The organism is Vibrio sp. 1069, assembly GCF_033340555.1.
On record NZ_JAWOWP010000833.1, the window covers coordinates 1 to 542 of the forward strand.

Genomic DNA, 542 nt, shown 5'->3' on the forward strand with positions numbered 1-542 from the left:
GGCCTGCGACCGTGATTGGGTATTGTACGACCGAGGGTAATAGAACGTTAAATGAGATGGATACATGGACCGACAATCAATGCTGCATAGTCAGAAGATTTACTTTTGTACTGACGAAGAACTCGCAAAACAGCAAACGCAATGCCTAGAGATTCTCTATGACTACAACCAAACGCGACCTTCAGAGGGCGAAAAACGTGGTGAAATTCTTCAGCGTTTACTTGGGGCTGTGGGCGATAACTGTTATTTAGAGCCACCGCTTCGAGCAAACTGGGGGCGTCATACTTATCTGGGTGATAATGTGTACGCCAACTTCAATCTTACACTTGTCGATGACACCTAGATTTATATCGGCAATTCCGTGATGATTGGCCCGAATGTGACGATTGCGACAGCAGGACATCCTATAGAGCCAGATTTACGTCGGGAAGTGGCTCAGTTCAATATTCCTGTTCACATCGAAGACAATGTTTGGATTGGCGCAACCTCAGTGGTGTTACCGGGTGTGACGATTGGTGAAAACTCGGTTATTGGTGCAGGGA

The 542-nt window shown here is 46.7% G+C and carries 1 pseudogene; it reads left to right on the forward strand.

The annotated features are described in order from the left end of the window. Positions 1-64 precede the first annotated feature (64 nt). Positions 65-542, forward strand: a pseudogene (locus R7040_RS29325) (sugar O-acetyltransferase); the annotation flags it as partial.